The organism is Flavobacterium sp. B114r, assembly GCF_056824125.1.
Genome location: NZ_CP124858.1, coordinates 4,726,050 through 4,744,743, shown reverse-complemented (window position 1 = coordinate 4,744,743; position 18,694 = coordinate 4,726,050). Strand labels below are relative to the sequence as shown.

The following is an 18,694-nucleotide window of genomic DNA, read 5'->3' as shown; positions in this document are numbered from 1 at the left end:
TAGCTGGGGTTAGACTAGGATTAAAAGCTTGTTGTTGTGGGAGTCTTGCTAGATAATTTTCAGACCATTCTATACAAGATTTTTACAACTCTCTTATTGTATATTTTCAATTGGATTTGCAAAATAATTCTTAAAGCCAATTCTACAATGGTTGGTGTTTTTAGTAAAGTAAAAGTTAAAAAAAAGTAAGATTTAATTGAGATATTATTTTTTAAAGAACGTATTTTCCGAGAGTCTATTTAAAGATTTTATATTTAAATAGACTCCATTTAGTGTTCTGTGAATCAGGCTGGTATTTCTTGCCTAAAATAATCTTTGATAAAGTGGCAGTGTTAAAAAAAAAGGTTTGCAATATCCTTTAAAATTTCCTTATTCTCTTAAGAGTTTGTTACTGCATTTTAAAGGGAAAAGTCAAATTGATTTGATTAGCTAAAATAATTTGAAAAAGTTATTCTGCATATTACAGGTCCACCATTTCTGATAAAATAGTATTAGGAAATGATAGTTTTATTTCAAAAGAAATTCCATTTCATATTGTTTAACGAAAATATTCATTCCTATGTCTTTCATAAAACTTAGTGTTTCTTTTGAAGCATTTTCAATATTTGTAGCAGAAACATCTTTTTCATAATTTGTAGCAATGTATTGTAAAAGTTGCCGACCTGCTCCCTTTCCTCTGTAATTTTTATCAACTGAAAGTTGGTGAATTCTTTTTAGTTTGGGATTAAAAACCGTGTAGCCTAATAGTTTTTCATTATCATATATACCTAGAGAAATATTGAAATTTTTCAGCTTTTCAAGGGATGTAATTGAATTTTGCCACGATGGTTTTATGTCCCAAAAGGATTGAAGTTTTTGCCAATTATATTCTTCCAATTTGCGAATTTCAAAATCACTTTTTCTATTGGTTATATTAATTACACCTTTATAACAATTTAATTCCCGGATAATTTTGAACCCTATATTCTTGTAGGTTTTTATTGCACACTCATTTTTGGTTATTACTTCCAATAACAACTTGTCAATATTATTTTGGTGTAAAATGGGTAAAACATATTCGTATAATTTTGCCGTTAATTTATTTCCCCTTTTTGCTGGAATTACTCCTGTTCCTGCATTATAAACAATTTTCAATTGGTCAACAAGTTCATAGCCGTGAAGAATAAAAGCAATCAATTGGTTATCCTGGAAAGCACCTACTGAAAATTCAAGTTTAATACTGTCGCTTTTTATTTTATCTTCGAGTTGTTCTTTTGTTAAGTAAAATGGCACTATGTAGTCTGAGAATGACAAATTGAAAACTTCTAAAAGTTTTTCAATGGGAGTGTTCTCCAAGGTCTGTAAGGTAGTCATAAAATTACTGCTAAGATAAGTTCTCTAAAAATCAAAATTGGTTAGTTCTGCGAACCTATTGCCTATTTTGGGGTAAATATACTGGATTTAAGAAGATTGGAAAAGTGTCTAGATTAAAATTTAGTGCTAAATAAATTGGTAAGTTATAATTTTCTTTATTTATAACTGCCATCCAGACTTTTACCATTATCTGTGGCTAAGGTGAAGCATAGTAATAGAGATTAAAAATAAGCGAGGTGTGTTGTATTTTGATTAGTTTTTAGCAAGAACACTATAGTTAAATATTGACGGAATTACTTTTTTAGTATTTAAGTAGGTATCGTAGAGATTAAATGTAAAAATCGTTAATTTCAACTATAAATAATTTTCTATATAAAAATCTAATTGTCACAAGAAAATTTAACTCATAATTCTTAAATAACTGCATCAAAATTTAGCGACTAAAAATTTTATAAAAAAACATACATCAGAAGTTGATTTAATTAGAAAATTATTCTAGTATGAAAAATTATTTAACCTTGGCATTTTTACAATTTATTGATTTTACAATTGAACATTTTTACTTTGATGTTAAGTTGAGCGGTTAACTTCGGCTCTAGTAAAAAAGTCCTTGGTTAAAATATACAGAATCAGTATAAACTCTAATTTGGCTAACTTTTCAAAAAATTCCTTAACAGTAGTCACGTAGATTTGGATAACTTTAAAGAAAAAAATATTACGAATTTCAATAAAATTAATAAAATAAAAAATGTTTTGAATTTGATACTTTTACTTTTTATGTGCACATATTTTATGCCAAAAAAGGCAATATCAGCAAAATGGTGAATCAGTATGCTGTTACGAACCTATTCAATGGAACGGTGCTGATTCAAAATAATCATAAGATCATTTATCATAAAAGTTTTGGGGTTGCAAAGGGTTCATTTAGTTGGAAAGTTACTAATGAAACGGAATATCAAGTCTACGAGTAATTTGCTCACCAAAATATGCTTTAGAAATTTATCCTAAAACTAATATTTGGTGTTAAACCAAGTGATTTGTTATCTACTTGTAGGGCATTGTTCTTATCATTTGAATTGACTTTGTAATATCGGTTTATAACATTATCCTGATTGGTTACATTAATTACACCGGCAGTAATCGAAGCTTTAATTAACGGTGACAAATTAAAACTGTAATTTAAAGAAGCATCTAAGCGCATGAAATTATCCAGGTTATCATTATTAGGAGAACCATAGTTTACCATAACATTATTCCCGTTTTGTTTTGTTTGTGCACCTTCAATTGGTTTTGTATAAGGCTGACCGTTTCTCCAACTCCCACCAACTGCTATTTTTATATTTTTAATAATAGTGTAATAAAAACCAACAGATAAGGAGTGTCTTATATCTACATTATTAGGGAATTCAGAAGGTTTAAGGGTATTAAATTGATAGTTGTTGATACTAAAAGTGTAACTCAGCCAAATGCTATATTGATAACCTGTTTTATTAGCGAAAAATTCAAGCCCTTTTGCAGTATAACTGCCATTGGCAATCGTATACTGAAAGCTGTTGTAAAAACCCTGATTAGAAGCTGTAATGCCATCTACAATTTTATAAAAACCCGTGGCCTCAATATTGACTTTGTTTTTGTTGAATTCTAAACCAAAAGACACCTGTTTACTGGTAGCGATTGGTATGTCCTTATTATTCACTAAAACCCAGCGTCTTTTTTCAACACCAAGAAAGTCATCCTGAAAATCTACGATTTGTGTAGAAGATTGGTTTTTAAATTCTCCTTCTAATTTTAAGGCAAATTCGTTCGATAATTTTTGGCGAATGTTTATTCGCGGCTCGATTAAAAGTTTGTCAAATTTCTGGAAATAATTAAAACGCAACCCAACTCTCACATACGTGTTATTTTTATGGTATTCGACTTCAGAAAACAAAGCGTGATTGAGCATAACTCCCTTTATAGTACTGGAATAATTTGGATTTATAACAATTGTTTGGTTCAACATTCCGGTTTCATTAAACTGATACCCAAATAAGAGATTTAGGTTTTCATTTGTTTTGTAATGTGTATTTAGTTTTATACCGGTATCTAATACTTGATTTTCTTCGCTTACAAGCTGATCTGTTTCTACCCGATAATCATTAGCATTAATAGTATATTTAGAAAAGTAAGAGATAAAATCAGTGCTTAATTTTGTATTCCAGATTGCTTTCCAATTCCCCCCGTAGCCTATATTTTTTTGGAATAAATTACTGGTTTTAGATTGTGTTTCATTTGAATTTGTGAGACGCTCGGAGTAATCCAAAGCATTATTAATACCAATAATATTGACTCTAAATTGATGTTTTTCATTTAAATCAAAAAGTAATTTAGCGGTATAATCATAAAAGTAAAAGTCAGAAGAGGTATCATGTTGGTAGCTACTTTTATTAATTTCAGTGTCTTCAAAACTACGTTCAAAATATTTATCATAAGTAGGGGACTTTACCCAATCAGTAACAGAGCGGCGTCCTGAAATATGTAAATCTAATTTTTTAGTGATTGGAATTTCCAAAAACGCATCAGCACTAATAGAGTTAATTCCTGCACCTCCGGAAAAGGTATTGGTTAGCAAATTTTTTGTATACATGTTGATCGTACTCGAGACTCCATCGCTAAATTCTGCACTGGTACCATTTTTATTGACGACCACTTTGTTGGTAAGATTGGGATTGTAGGCTGATATTAACCCAAAGAAATGACCGGAATGATACATCTTAATGTTATCCCATAACATCAAATTTTGATCGTTAGTTCCGCCACGCACGTTAAGATTGGCAATGCTTTCATTAATGCTTTCAACACCGGGTAGCAGTTGTATCGACTGCAGAATGTCGGGTTCGATTAATCCGGGAAGAATAGTAAAATTTTTAGTATTTAAAACGGTGCTTCCATCCAGGTATTTTTGGATTCCGGGGGTTAAATAAACATTTATTAAAACCTGATTTAACTCTTCATTTTTTGAATAAAGCACTATTTCAGTACACTTGTCTGCTGTAGTAAATAATTCGTTTGCAGAAAACTGCCTGGATTCAAAACCCACATACGAAATAGTAAGTGTCGCTGTTATTGGAATGCTGCCGAAGGAAAACCTGCCATTTGCATCTGTTATCGTACTGCTTTTACTATTATTTACAAATACTGATGCTCCCACTAAGGGAGATTTTATTTTATCAGAGAAAATGACTCCACAAATAGAGATTGTTTTGTTGAGTACTGAAATGGTAATATAGCGATCATTTAAAATTTTAAAATTTAAAAGTGTATTCGAGTTGAGATAAGTTATAGTTTCTTGTAATGTAAAAGCAGCATTAGGTATCTGGATCATAACAGCTTTAACATCTTCAACAGCATATGAAAATTTGATATTAAATTGCTTTTCAACGGTAATAATAACTTCGGTCAACGGAGTTTTTTGAGGTGTATTTTGTCCGTAACAAAAATTGCCAATGCATAACAGCAAATAAATGCCCCATTTATTTAACAACATAGTTGTAAAATATAATAACGTTTCCTTGAATCTTGTAACTTAATTGAAGCGGGATTGTAACAGACTCAAGCGCAATTTGTTTATTGGTATGAGTAAAGCTTCCGGTAAAGAGTTTTGTAGTATCAACGGCTTCTACTTTTATGCTTATATTATATTGACGCTCCATTTCTGCAATAACCTGAGTTAACGGAATTTTATCAAAGCTTGATTCCTGCAACAGCCAGGAAGGTTTTTGAACGACAAAATCGTCGACAGTTTCGATATTGCCGTTTAGGACTCTAAATGTTTTTCCGGGAGGTAATTTTACCGTTTTATTTTGATAAGTAACACTTACTAAACCTTGGTAACATTTTACTTCAAAATAATTTTTGCGTTCTTTTACGTTAAACTGTGTTCCTAAAACTTCAATTACTCCGGCAGCTGTATTTACACTAAAAGTCTGCCCTTTTTTTACTTTAAAAAAAGCTTCACCCTTTAATGTCAGCTCTCTTTTTTCAGGCCATTTTTTTTCATTAAAACTTAGTTTAGAAGCAGAATTTAAGATCACTTCAGAATGATCGGGTAGTATAACTGATTTTGTTTCTGCTATTTTGGTCTCAAAAGAAATAGTAGTTGCATGAAAAAGAAAATAAGCAGATGTCAATGCCACAACTAAAATAGCAGCTGCTCTGTAAAATGGTGTGAAGTTTAAAGTTCTTGTTTTTAGTTTCTTTTCAGAGTGGCCTCTGGCCTTGAATGCTTGAAAAGCCGCATCAGTATCTACTGTTGGAGCATTCAAGTGTGTGGCATAATGAGCGATCTTTTCAAGAGTTTGTAAATCTTCAGATTGTTTCAAATCTTCAATTTCTTTGCCTGAAAGCTCATTGTTGAACCATTTTAAGATTTCTTTTTCGTTTTTCATTTTATACCTCTATGTTTATAAGACAATTAACTTATAGATTACCCTATAGTTAAAAAGACTATTTATATATTTTCTATTTGAGCTTTTAAGAGTTGAAGCGCCCCGGACATTCTTTTTTCGACAGTTTTTTGAGAGATATTGAGCAACTCAGCTATTTCGCGGTATTTTTTTGCATCTATTCGATTCAATAAAAACACTTCGCGCTGTACTTCGCTTAATGATGCAATCGCCTTTGTGAGTTTAAGTTTAAATTCTTCTTCTTCAAATAGGTATTCAGGACTTTGATTATTAGTGTCTAAGTTAGGGCTGTCTTTTGCATATCTTAGTACCACTTTTTGATGCTTTATAGTATTTAGAAATAAATTATTGATACTGGTAAACAAATAGGTCTTGACTTTGTTAAAATCGATTTTAGAGCAATTCTCCCATATTTTTGTAAACGCATCCTGTACTAAATCTAATGCTGCTTGATTATCACCGCATTTATAATAAGCAAAATTACTTGCTGATTGTACATGCCTTAAGTAAAAATCCCGAAAGTGACTCTCGTCGCAAAGTGTACTTTTTTTGTCGCTCATGGAGTATTATTTCTTTTTGGTAGGCTGTAAATGTATCCTATTTTTTCGCAAAATATGGGGAGATCAATACAAATGCATTTTATAATAACATAATAAAAGACAATGTGTTAAGCAGTAGTGTTTTGTGTTTTATTTATGAAGATTTGTATTTTTTTTCATTTTTTAAGTAGGGTAAAAATAAATAGTGTTGTCTTACTGTTAGAAAGGCGCTAAAACATCGTCTATGAATACACAAATACACTAAATTTGAAAATTATGAAAAAATTAAAAATTGTTATAGGAATTACTATGTTAGCCATAATAGGTTTTGCATCATGCCAAAGTGAAGTTGATGATGTGCAAGGAGAAAATCCAAATACAAATTCAGCCAATTCAGCTACAACAAATAATTTAAAACGCACATCGCAATACGATGGTTCATTTGATGATTTCTTGGATGGAGCATCATGTTCCTCAATTATGTTACCTGCCAGCGCTACAGTAAATGGTATTCAGGTTTCGATCTTAAGCCAATTAGACTATCAGCAAGTTATTGCTATTTTGGCAGAATCTAATAATGATCAGGACAGTGTTGTATTAAAATTCCCGCTAAGAGTTAAATTAAGCAATTATACAGATGCAACGGTTAATAATCAAACGGAGTATAATGCGATTCTTAATGCTTGTACATCAGCTGAATCTTCTGGTCAGGATGCTATTTCTTCTGTAAATATTATTTTTCCGATAACAGTTTTAACGTATAATTTGAGTTTACAACAAACAGGAAGTGTTTTGATAACGTCTGAACAACAATTATACACCTACATGTCTAATGTTAGCAGTACAGAATTATTTTCGGTAAAGTACCCTATTGCACTGACAATTGCTGACGGAACCAAAATGATGATTTCCAGCGATGCAGAATTGCAGGCAGCGATCAATACCTCATTAAAAATCGAAGGGGAGATTGCCGTAGCGGTTCAAAGCAGAAAAAAATTAGAAACTATCCTCGTAAACGGAAAGTATAAGGTAGATGCATTTGTAAATGCAGGAGTAAATTCAGCTACGAATTACAAAGATTTTACGATCAATTTTGCAAATAATCTATCCATAAAAGCTGTAGATCTGGTAAACACAACCTTTAATGGAACTTATGCTTTAAGCTCACAATTAGATGTTTTTATGCAACTTAATTTTTCTGGAAATACCTTGATTACGGCATTAAATGATACCTGGAAAGTAACAAGCTTTACGAATGGTACAATCACAATGCAAAGTAAAACAAATGCGGCCCTAACATTAGTGCTGAAACAAATATAGTAGAATTTAAGAAAGTAAATTTTTAAGAGCAGCTAGTTTTACACAAGGTAGCTGCTCTTCTATATATAAACGTATAATAAAGGTCTAATGAAAAATATAATTTCTTTGTTAACCCTTGGCTTGTTTCTCTTCATTACATCTTGTTCTAAAGAAGAAGATGCGATTGATCATCCCACTGCAATTAATATTAAAGCAAACAAACAGCCAACAGGAAATTCTGCCAACGATTTATTATCAGATAAAAAATTTAAAAGTATCGTTATAGAACTCGTCTATGTAGAAGGTTTTGAGCCAGGCAGTGCAGCAATAAATAACTTTGTAAGCTTTCTTACCGCAAGAGCACACAAACCAAATGGCATAAGAGTAATCAAACGGTCTATTGCTTCTCCTGGAAATTCAGGGTATAGTAATGAGAAGATTGCTAGTATAGAAGATGCCAACAGAACACAATACAACAGCCAGGATGAAATAGCAGTTTGGGCATTTTTTGCAGATGGTAAGTCGTCTAGTGATACCGGAACATCAGTTATTTTAGGAACGGCTTACAGAAACACTTCTTTTGTTATTTTCGAACAAACGATCCAGGGTTTGAGTAACAGTCCTTCTCAAACCAACAGAAGTAAGCTGGAAACTACAGTAATCACCCATGAATTTGGACATGTATTAGGATTAACCAATCTTGGTACTCCCTTGCAAAGCAATCATGAAGATGCAGAACATCAAAAGCATTGTAGTGAAAAAACATGTTTAATGTATTGGTCTTCAGAAACAGGCAGTGGTATTTCTAATATGCTTACAGGTGGTGCGCCACCACAATTAGATGCGCAATGCATTGCAGACCTCCGTGCTAATGGAGGAAAATAACCTTTAATAAATAATATAAATATGAAACAGATCAAAGTATTTTTTTTAATAATGACTTTATTCTTCAGTATAACCATAATAAATGCACAAAACAAAACTCTTCCTAAATCAAATGGAGGTTTAAAAGGAGGTTATAATCTGGCAGCTGTAAGTTTTGATGGAGATGGAGAAACAGGCCAACGACACGGTTTTCATGTAGGGGTTTATGGAGAGTCATTTATTAGTGAAAGTTTTTCTATTCAGCTTGAATTGCTTTATTCTCAACAAGGATATAAAATAACCAATACCAACCGAACTTTTACCCAAAAATTAGATTACATAAACGCTCCTATAATGCTTAAGGTATATCCTTCTAAAAATTTCTTTTTGGAAACTGGCCCACAGATTGGATTAGCAGTCTCGCACAAAGAAGAATATGACGGTTTTTTTAATAGTTCTCAAGAATATGAACCTAATAGTTTTGATTGGGGACTAAACTTTGGCGGAGGATTTAAAACAAATTCCGGTATAAGTTTAGGAGCACGTTACCATTTAGGTTTAGGTGATTTATATGATCAGCAAAAAGCACAAAACAGAGTTTGGCAATTTTATATGGGTTTTGACTTGTAAAATTAATAAGACAGGAAATCTCACTATAAAAATTTAATAAAAAAACAATTATTAATCGGCATATCTGAATATAAAATTATGAAAATGAAAAATTTAGATTTTCACTTTAACGCAATGGTGTAATGACCAAAATCTTAACATTGAAATTATAAAGTACACTTCCAAATAGTACATTCAGGTATGTGATTTCTTGCAAAACAATAATTTTTATTTATTCACGCAATAATGGTTCGTTGATTGCGTTTGTGGCTACTTAAAAAGCTGCGTATTATTGTTGGCTTATTATTAAAAATACAATTGATAAGCCTTAAATAACGGTGTTTTTCTAAACTATTGATAATAATTTTTTTTTTGTTAATTATTCTAATAGAAGCAAAATAAGTAGCAGTATTTTAGCATAATTATTACTATTTCTACCAATAGTACAGAAAATTTATTCCTGAATTTCTCTGTCAAATATACTCATTGAGTATTCTCTAAAAAAACAAGTAACCTACTAACTTTCTATTAAATGAATAAGATTTTCTCATGCTTAGATGTGAAATGGTCTCCTATTGTTTTTAATGTAATAATACTATTTACATTAACAATGAACAAAGGCCTGGCACAAAAAAAAGTTTCATTTGATAGTATTATTTACCATACGTCAGTTGATCTGGCAAGTAAAAATAGTACCAAAGCAATGCAAACTGCAGATTCCCTTTATACACATTCAATTGATCCCGTACAGAAAGTCAAATCAATTATGTTAATGGCTGATTTACAAAAAAATGTAGGGGATTTTAAAAAAGCTATTGATTATGCAATAGCAGCAGATACTATAGCTGAATCTAATAGTCTGTATGAGTGGCAGGTAAGGATATCAGGATTTTTATCTGCTCAATATCGTACAATAGGATTAAAGGAACAAAGTCTTTTGTCGTTAAAAAAAGTGCTGGTAATTATAGTTAAAATAAAAAAAACAAACACAAAAAATCAATTATATTCAATTGTTAATCAGCAGATTGCTAGGTATTCTATTGATGATGAAAATTATTTAGAGGCGATCTCTCATTTAGATAAATCAAGTCTGTATATTGATAGAATGAAGAATTCTAAAGCTAAATTTTTCAATGCTGCAACCAATAATTATATGCTCGGGCAGTCGTTTTTAGGATTGAAAAATTATAAAGTAGCCCGCAAATATTATGACGCTGCTTTACTAATTTTAAACATGAACAACACAGCACAAGAAGGGACAATTTTGAGCGGCTTTATATATAGTGATATAGGAAGAATATATTTTGAGAAAAAAGATTTACAAAACGCTGAACTCAATTATAGCAAAGCGCTTGTGGTGGCTGTGAATTCAGATTTTTTGAATTTACAAGAAGAGATCTACTATAATTTTGCCGTTTATTACGAAAATAATAACGATGTAGAAAATTATAAGCATTATAGTAAATTGTATGAAAATGTGCAATTTAAGATAATGAATGCCAATAAAGAAGGAGCCAATAATATCATTAATAGATTACAGGACAAACAAACAAAATTATTTGAGAAACAAAAAGTAATAATAATGCTTTTTATTATTGGCGTAAGTATATTATTAGTTATCATATTTGTAATAGTCAGGAGAAAAATAGCAGACATTAGAAAATTTAAAGAGATCATACATAAAATTGAAAATGTTTCTCTTACGCCCAAGAAAATAAGTTATCTGACTGATGAAGAGGATGTAGGGAAGAAAGATTTAATGTCAAAAGAAACTGAAATGTTACTATTAAAAAAATTACAAAAATTTGAAGAGAAAAATACTTTCACAAACAACCATATCAGCCTTTCGAGTTTATCGTCAAAATTTGATATAAACAGTAAATACCTTTCCTATGTTATCAACAAACACAAAGGAATGGATTTTTATAATTATATAAACACACTTAGAATCTACTACATTATAAAAAAGATGGAAAGTGACCCCATATATTTAAGTTATAAAATAAGCTATTTGGCAGAAGAATGCGGTTTCTCATCACATAGTAAATTTGCTTCGATTTTTAAGAGTACAATAGGTATGTCTCCTTCTACTTTTATGGAATATTTAGTTAAAAAAAAGGCTGTATAACGACTTAGTACTGGCTTTAATAGGTAAAAAGATCCTGTTTTTTAGATAAAACAGGATCTTTTTTTGCCCTGTTTGTTAAAGAAAAGTTAACGTGTTAATTTCGGTTTAAATTACTTATAGTCAATTGTTAATGGTTTTTATTCGCCTATCCACTTTCACGATAGTGCATACTTATGTGCTTTATTCTAAAATAGTATTAAAGTAATTTAGCAAGAGAAATAGTAATGAAATAAATAATTAGAAGTTGATAGTGCTAAAAAAAATAACTGATTTCTTTTTTTTAATTTAAAAGTAACGAGAGACAAACTTTATTCAATTATTAATGTCCTTTTTTAACACCTTTTTAGACAGTGAGTATTCAAAATTCGAGTTGTAAAATTCGCTACCAGATTCAAAAATACCGCTATAAAAACCCTTCCTCATTTTTAATAATTCAAAAATTATTAGCATACAACCCGAGACAATTAAATCATACATTTATGAAAAACTTTACTTTTTTTTTAAATAACAAAAAGAAGATCATTTATTGCATGCTTCTTTTTTTATTGCATTTATCGCTGCAGGCTCAGGAAATTTGTAATAACGGGCTTGATGATAATGGCAATGGTTATGTTGATCAGTATGATCCGCAGTGTTATACGACCCTTGCACCTACATGTTTTGTGCCCGCACCAGCCCCAAATTTTAAAATAGATTTAGCGCTTCAGGGACCTCCAAACACATTAGATGTATCGATATCGCCAACAATTGGAGATCTGGATGGAGATGGTATTCCAGAAATTATAGCCCCTTTAGGAAACAGTACTACAGGTTATATGACCTATCATGTCATTGGAGGAGCAATCGTAGATGCGGGTATTAATTTTAGAATATCCTTGTACCAGCCTGTTAGTGGTACTGTTGTACAACCTGCTATAGCTGACATTGACAGGGATGGAAAAGCAGAGGTTATTAGTGTTGATGTGAATGGATATGTTTACGTATTCGGTCATACAGGAGGTAATGCAACAACCTATAAATTTAAATCTGACTTGCCTTCTACCGTCATATATGGTTCTCCGCGGATAGCAGATATTGATGAAGATGGTGTCCCGGAAATTATTGTAGGACACAACATATTTAAATTTGATTTGATAAATAAAACCTTAAAACGATTTACTTCTCTCCCAACAAGTAGGCCGCATGGAAAAGATACAGGTTCTTGGGGGGCTGATATAGTTGTAGTTGATATCTTACCTTCAAATCCCGGGAAAGAAATTGTGGCGGGAGGTACGGTATATGGCGTTAATATGACAACCGGAGTTCTGACAGTACTAAGGAGTTTAAATGCTATTAACAGTTCAATTGCATTAAATATTGACGGCCCCACAGCTGTAGCGGATTTGAACTTAGATGGAAATTTAGATATTGTATTTTCGAATGGTGGCCGCGTGTATGTTTGGGATCCAGTCGCGAATCAAATTTTATTAAATATAGCCACAGTAGGAAGTGCTGCAAGGCAAAGTATGCCTACAATTTCGTATATGTATGATGAGGTTGCAAATGATGGCATGAGTAAAGATTTCCCTGAAATTTTGATAGGATACACGAACAAGATTGTTGCCTATAATTTACAAATTCCCGGAAATGTAGTTTGGTCACTCGCTACAACCGATAGTTCAGGCGAAACAGGAATAACATCCTTTGACTTTAATGGTGATGCTATTCAGGAACTTGTTTATAATGATGAGACGCAAGTGCGTATTATTGATGGAAACACCAGAACTCCTGTTAATCTGGCGACCTTTAGTTCCGGGACGCTAACCTGGATGGAGCATCCTGTGATAGCTGATATTGATAATGATGGTCAGGCAGAAATAATTGCTTTTACTGGTCTTCCACGTGCTGCTTCAGGCGAGGGGCGTCTAAATATTTTTAAAGCTGGCGCAGGATCTTCTTGGCAACCGGCAAGAAAAGTATGGAACCAACGCGGATATCGTGTCGTAAATATCAATGATGATTTGACCGTGACCAGGCAAGAAACCAAAATGTCGAACTTTATGCCGGTAAATTCTACAAAATATAGAATTTTAAATCAATATAATGTTCAGCTAAATCCCATAAATTTAGTATTAGAACCAGGAACAGTTGCAGCTACAGACGTGCAATTAAAAAGTGTGAAACATTATAATGTTCCTAAAGGTGAATTGACACTTGAAGTGAGTGTTTTAGGAGCATCAGATCTACCTGCAGGAAGCCCTGTAACAGTGTACAATGGTAATCCTACTACCACAGCAGCAACCATTGTAGGAACCGGTTATACAACAGAAGTGATTGCTTCGGGTACTACAAAAACTATTACAATTACAATCCCTTCTTATCAAAGCTATAAATTGTTTGCAGTTGTTAATGATAACGGTTCAGTTCAAACGCCTTTTGATTTAGGGTCAGATTTTCCATCGACTGGTTTAGTAGAATGTGATTACGAAAACAATATAGCTTCTATACCTGTTCAAGTAACGGATACTGATGGCGATGGTAAGGATGATGGAGTAGATTTAGATGCAGATAATGACGGTATTTTGGATACTGACGAATCTCATGGATATGATATTTTTGGAGATGAAGACGGAGATGGTATTTTAAATTTTCAAGATGTCAGCAAAGGTCCGGGTCCGGGTGATGGATCTAAAACAGATTATACCGATGTAAATGGAGATGGAATAGCCGATGTTTTTGATACAGATGGTGATGGGATAATTGATGCATTTGATTTGGATAGCGATAATGATGGTTGTCCTGATTCTAATGAGTATTATAACGATCCAAATGCAGACGGAGGAGACGGAGGTCAGTACGGATTAGGTCCGGATCCTGTAGCAACTAAACCTGATGGAACAGTTCTTAATCCAATGGCTACATATACCGGTACTTTAGTGCCTGTTTACACTGCTTTAAAAATTACTGTAAATGTATTAATGCCTGATCAAACAGTAAATATTGGCGATACCGCTATTTTTTCATCAGCTATTTCTGCAACCAAAGTAAGTAATTTTTATACAAATCCTAAGACTGTTGCAGATGTCACCAATGAGCTTACTTACCAATGGTATGTAAGTAAAGATGACGGAATTATATTTACTGCTTTACAGGAAGAAGTCAATTCAAAACTGGAACTAACAGATGTACAGTTAGTAAGTAATAAAAACCTTTACAAAATAATAACGACCCATCCTGATAGTAATGCAGGCTGTGTTATAACAACAGATCAGGCTTTACTAACAGTAACGCAATCACCCAAAATTGCACTTGTAAAAACAAGTAATGTTAGCAATACAGTAGCAGTAGGAGATTTGATTACCTATACATTTACGGTGACCAATACGGGTGATGTAATCCTTAGTGCAGTTGTTGTTGATGATGCAATGACGGGCAGTGCCAATCTGACTACCAGTCCTTCGAGTTTAGTTCCCGGAGCCACAGGTACTGCCACTGCTACTTATACCATTAAGCAGTCTGATATTGATAATGGAAGTGTGAGCAACTCAGCTGTTGCCACAGGAACAGCTCCTGATAACAAAAAAGTAAGTGATACTTCAGGAACCTCAGATTCAAATGATGATGCTACTGAAACGACATTGACCCAAACCCCAAAGATTGCCGTTGTAAAAACCAGCAGTGTTGGAGGTACAGGAGCGGTAGGTGATGTAATCACGTATACGTTCAGTGTTAAAAACACAGGTAATGTTACCCTTAGCGCAGTAGTTGTTGATGATGCAATGACTGGCAGCAGCAACCTGGCCACAAGCCCTTCGAGTTTAGTTCCCGGAGCCACAGGTACTGCTACGGCTACTTATACCATTAAGCAGTCTGATATTGATAATGGAAGTGTGAGCAACTCAGCTGTTGCCACAGGAACAGCTCCTGATAACAAAAAAGTAAGTGATACTTCAGGAACCTCAGATTCAAATGATGATGCTACTGAAACGACATTGACCCAAACCCCAAAGATTGCCGTTGTAAAAACCAGCAGTGTTGGAGGTACAGGAGCGGTAGGTGATGTGATCACGTATAGTTTTACTGTCACAAACACAGGTAATGTTACCCTTAGCGCAGTAGTTGTTGATGATACAATGACTGGCAGTGCCAATCTGACTACCAGTCCTTCAAGTTTAGCTCCAGGTGCTACAGGTACTGCCACTGCTACTTATACCATCAAACAATCTGATCTTGATAAGGGAAGTGTGAGTAACTCGGCCGTTGCTACAGGAACAGCTCCTGATAACGCAACAGTAAATGATACTTCAGGAACCTCAGATTCAAATGATGATCCAACCGAAACATCACTGAGACAAGCACCAAAAATCGCGCTTGTAAAAACAAGTACTATTGGAGGTACCGGAGCAGTAGGTGATGTGATCACGTATAGTTTTACTGTCACAAACACAGGTAATGTTACCCTTAGCGCAGTAGTTGTTGATGATGCAATGACTGGCAGTGCCAATCTGACTACCAGTCCTTCAAGTTTAGCTCCAGGTGCTACAGGTACCGCCACTGCTACATACACCATTAAGCAGTCTGATATTGATAATGGAAGTGTTAGCAACTCAGCTGTTGCCACAGGAACAGCTCCTGATAACGCAACAGTAAATGATACTTCAGGAACCTCTGATACCAATGATGATCCAACCGAAACATCACTGAGACAAGCACCAAAAATCGCGCTTGTAAAAACCAGTAGTGTTGGAGGTACAGGAGCGGTAGGTGATGTAATCACATATACGTTCAGTGTTAAAAACACAGGTAATGTTACCCTTAGCGCAGTAGTTGTTGATGATGCAATGACGGGCAGTGCCAATCTGACTACCAGTCCTTCGAGTTTAGTTCCCGGTGCTACAGGTACTGCTACGGCTACTTATACCATTAAGCAGTCTGATATTGATAATGGAAGTGTTAGCAACTCAGCTGTTGCTACAGGAACAGCTCCTGATAACGCAACAGTAAATGATACTTCAGGAACCTCAGATTCAAATGATGATGCTACTGAAACGACATTGACCCAAACCCCAAAGATTGCCGTTGTAAAAACCAGCAGTGTTGGAGGTACAGGAGCGGTAGGTGATGTAATCACATATACGTTCAGTGTTAAAAACACAGGTAATGTTACCCTTAGCGCAGTAGTTGTTGATGATGCAATGACGGGCAGTGCCAATCTGACTACCAGTCCTTCGAGTTTAGTTCCCGGAGCCACAGGTACTGCCACTGCTACATACACCATTAAGCAGTCTGATATTGATAATGGAAGTGTGAGCAACTCAGCTGTTGCCACAGGAACAGCTCCTGATAACGCAACAGTAAGTGATACTTCAGGAACCTCAGATTCAAATGATGATCCAACCGAAACAAAGTTATCTCAGGAACCTGGTTTAAAATTATACAAAATGGGTACGTACCATGATACTGATAAAGATGGAACTGTAAATGTAGGAGATCGTATTGATTATATTTTCAAAGTAATAAATACAGGAAATGTTACGATCAGCAATATCAAAGTATCCGATCCTATGGTTGCAGTTTCAGGAGGGCCAATTTCCTCGCTATCCCCAGCCGTTATTGATGCAACAACTTATACAGCAAGTTATACAATGACACAAGCTGATATTGATCTTGGAGCGGTATATAATTTAGCTTTTGTAAGCGGAAAAGATACCAATGGTAATGATATTGAGAATGATTCTCAGGATGAAGCGCCATTAACTCCAAAAGATAAATTTTATGAAACAACCTGTCCTAAATGTACGGTTACTACTTTGGAACAAAAATCAAGTATTGCTTTAATCAAAACAGCCATTTTCAACGATGCAAATAATAACGGAAGTGCTGATGCAGGTGAAACCATTAGTTATAGTTTTACTGTGATAAATACTGGAAATGTAAGACTTAAAGAGGTTACAATTAAAGATCCGCTTCCTGGAATTGAAATGACTGGAGGTCCAATATCTTTATCTCCGGGAGAAACTGACAGTACTACTTTTAAAGGAGTTTATGTTCTGAAACAAAGTGATATCAATGCCAAAAACGTTTCCAATCAGGCTATTGTAACGGCAGTAAATCCTTTAGGCATTACTGTAAGGGATGCATCTGATGACAATAATATTGACGGAGATAATCCAACAGTTTTAGCTATAGAGGGTTGCATTATAAAAGTATTTAATGCAATATCTCCAAACGGTGATTCTAAGAATGAACGCTTCTATATTCAGGGCTTAGAATGTTATCCTGAGAATACTATTGAAATCTATAATCGTTGGGGAGTGTTGGTATTCGAGCGTGACCATTATAATAATGAAGAACGTGCTTTTAGAGGAATGTCAGAAGGAAGAACAACAGTTAAGAAATCTGATGGATTACCTGTAGGGACTTACTATTATATTTTGAAATATAAGGATAGTGATTCCAATGGGCATCAGGAAGCAGGATATTTATACCTTAATAGATAACATTAAAACAATTCGTAATGGCTTAGTCCTGAAAAAACTAAGTCATTCTTAAAAGAAAAATAAATGAGAAAATCAGCCATATTTTTTATGTTTTTTTCCGTAGTGGGATTTGCGCAGCAAGACTCGCAGTTCACCCAATATATGTACAATACTATCAGTATAAATCCGGCATATGCAGGATCAAGAGGAGCAATGAGCATCTTCGGACTGTACCGTACCCAGTGGGTAGGACTAGATGGAGCACCGGAAACCAGTAGTTTTTCAGTAAATACACCACTTAATAATAGTAATTTGGGAATAGGGGTTTCATTGTTAAATGATAAAATAGGCCCCACAAATGAGAACACGTTGTCTGCCGATTTATCCTACACCGTCCCTACATCTGAGACCTTTAAACTCTCTTTTGGAATCAAGGCAACAGCTAACTTGTTTAATCTGGATGTTAATAAATTACATCCCGAGGATCAGGGAGATCCACAGTTTCAGGATCTAAACAACAAAGTCACACCTAATATCGGAGCAGGGGTTTATTGGCATTCTGATAAAGCCTACATTGGATTATCAGTTCCTAATTTTATTGAAACCAATAGGTACAATGATAATGATGTGGCTATTTTTAAGGACAGAATAAATTACTATTTAATAGCCGGTTACGTATTTGATCTGGATCCTTATCTAAAATTTAAACCAGCGGTATTGACTAAAATGGTTGAAGGAGCTCCATTACAGGTAGATCTTTCGACAAACTTTATGTTCAATAACAAATTTGTCATAGGAGTAACCTATAGATGGAGTGCAGCATTGAGTGCTATGGCAGGATTTCAAATTACCGACGGGCTTTATATCGGATATGCTTACGATCATGAGACTACCAGATTAAGTCATTATAATTCAGGGTCACATGAGATATTTCTCCGATTTGAATTCTTAAATAACTACAGCCGAATAACTTCACCAAGATTCTTCTAAAACTCTCAA

Annotated in this window: 10 protein-coding genes; 6 read left to right on the top strand and 4 right to left on the bottom strand. The window is 33.9% G+C overall.

Annotation, left to right across the window (positions count from 1 at the left end):
* Window positions 1–507: 507 nt before the first annotated feature.
* From QLQ94_RS19765 to QLQ94_RS19750, 4 genes are all read right to left on the bottom strand, one after another.
* A complete protein-coding gene (locus QLQ94_RS19765) occupies window positions 508–1,353 on the bottom strand; it encodes a GNAT family N-acetyltransferase (protein ID WP_271336198.1) in 846 nt (281 codons plus the stop codon).
* A 991-nt stretch (window positions 1,354–2,344) separates the two neighbouring features.
* The gene (locus QLQ94_RS19760; protein ID WP_482498329.1) at window positions 2,345–4,879 is read right to left on the bottom strand and encodes a TonB-dependent receptor; all 2,535 of its coding nucleotides are present in this window, start codon (window positions 4,877–4,879) and stop codon (window positions 2,345–2,347) included.
* A complete protein-coding gene (locus QLQ94_RS19755; protein ID WP_271336200.1) occupies window positions 4,866–5,780 on the bottom strand; it encodes a FecR family protein in 915 nt (304 codons plus the stop codon). Before QLQ94_RS19755 ends, QLQ94_RS19760 begins: the two co-directional genes overlap by 14 nt.
* Window positions 5,781–5,842: 62 nt before the next feature.
* Window positions 5,843–6,358, bottom strand: coding sequence for an RNA polymerase sigma factor (locus QLQ94_RS19750; RefSeq protein WP_271336202.1), 516 nt, complete (start codon window positions 6,356–6,358; stop codon window positions 5,843–5,845).
* Between the two features lie 255 nt (window positions 6,359–6,613).
* Here QLQ94_RS19750 and QLQ94_RS19745 point away from each other — a divergent pair, with 255 nt between their 5' ends.
* From QLQ94_RS19745 to QLQ94_RS19720, 6 genes are all read left to right on the top strand, one after another.
* Window positions 6,614–7,657, top strand: coding sequence for a hypothetical protein (locus QLQ94_RS19745; protein ID WP_271336203.1), 1,044 nt, complete (start codon window positions 6,614–6,616; stop codon window positions 7,655–7,657).
* 87 nt (window positions 7,658–7,744) lie between these two features.
* On the top strand, window positions 7,745–8,521 hold the full coding sequence (locus tag QLQ94_RS19740) for a membrane metalloprotease (RefSeq protein ID WP_271336204.1): 777 nt from the start codon (window positions 7,745–7,747) through the stop codon (window positions 8,519–8,521).
* A gap of 51 nt (window positions 8,522–8,572) precedes the next feature.
* Entirely contained in the window at window positions 8,573–9,130 is a 558-nt protein-coding gene (locus tag QLQ94_RS19735) for a porin family protein (RefSeq protein ID WP_482499996.1), read from the top strand.
* Window positions 9,131–9,641: 511 nt separating this feature from the next.
* Window positions 9,642–11,237 (top strand): helix-turn-helix domain-containing protein, encoded by a 1,596-nt coding sequence (locus QLQ94_RS19730; RefSeq protein WP_482498327.1) that lies wholly within the window; start codon window positions 9,642–9,644, stop codon window positions 11,235–11,237.
* Between the two features lie 479 nt (window positions 11,238–11,716).
* Window positions 11,717–17,716, top strand: coding sequence for a DUF7507 domain-containing protein (locus tag QLQ94_RS19725; protein WP_482498326.1), 6,000 nt, complete (start codon window positions 11,717–11,719; stop codon window positions 17,714–17,716).
* A 63-nt stretch (window positions 17,717–17,779) separates the two neighbouring features.
* Window positions 17,780–18,685: a PorP/SprF family type IX secretion system membrane protein gene (locus tag QLQ94_RS19720; protein ID WP_271336208.1), complete on the top strand. Its 906-nt coding sequence runs from the start codon at window positions 17,780–17,782 to the stop codon at window positions 18,683–18,685.
* The last annotated feature ends 9 nt before the right edge of the window (window positions 18,686–18,694 follow it).